Below are 833 nucleotides of genomic sequence, written 5' to 3'. Positions count from 1 at the left end.
GCCGGCTTGGTGGCGATGTAGTGCCAATGCGCCTTGAAGACCGCCTTCTGCACCGCCGTGTACTCCAGGGCTTCCCCGCTCTCGGCGCGTGGATCGGTGTCATGCGTGAACTGGCGGAAGATCCGGGGAGTCACCAGCAGTAGGCCCTCCTTGACCGAATGGACCTGTGCCTGGGAGGTATTGACCAGCAGGCTGCCTTGCGCAATGCCCTCCTGCAGCCACCGCATGAATTGCAGCGCCAATGGTGGCGGGAGCGCTTCGTCACGTGGCGTCAGGGGCGGTAGCGCGGGAGTGGCGGGAACCACGGGTGGCAGAATCTCCGCTGGAGGCATTCTTGGCGTGGGGGCGGCACGGCTTGTGCCGGTGTCTGCCGCTCTCTGTTGCCGGACCTCGGCCTGCAGGGCGGAAGCCGATTCGATCTCATCGAGGAAGTCCTCTGCGCTACTGCCGCATCAAGCAGGGTTACCGGCCATATCCGATCGATCCCCTCGACGCCGAGGTGCTCAAGGCGCTGTCGCCTTACCGGCGCGAACACATCAACCGGCTCCCGCACCGGCATTCCGAGTTGGCCTGTGCTCCTGGGCGCGGCTGTCGAGAATCGCAAAACTCTGAACTTTGGTCATTCCACTCTGAACCGCCGGCCAGAAGGGCTCGGCGAGCGAGGGTACACTCGCCAATGGCGCATTCTGACCTGGCTCGCGGCCGAGTCGGGTGACGACGGAACGAAGCCCATCCGTTAGCGCATCTACAAAGCCATTTTGTCTATTTCGCGACGAATCTTGTGGTTTCCGCGCGAGATCAATTTCCGGCTGCTGTCTACGATCTTCCATTCA

The 833-nt window shown here is 62.7% G+C and carries 1 protein-coding gene; it reads right to left on the bottom strand.

All coding sequences use genetic code 11. From position 1 onward, the window contains the following. Nucleotides 1-227: conjugal transfer nickase/helicase domain-containing protein (locus tag AC1RQK_RS40495; RefSeq protein ID WP_492815210.1), on the bottom strand; the 227-nt coding region annotated here is incomplete at its 3' end. Nucleotides 228-833: the final 606 nt, after the last annotated feature.

The organism is Cupriavidus sp. GW822-FHT02D05, from assembly GCF_058802485.1.
Note: the sequence above shows the minus strand (reverse complement) of the source record. Positions and strands in the feature narration are given on the sequence as shown.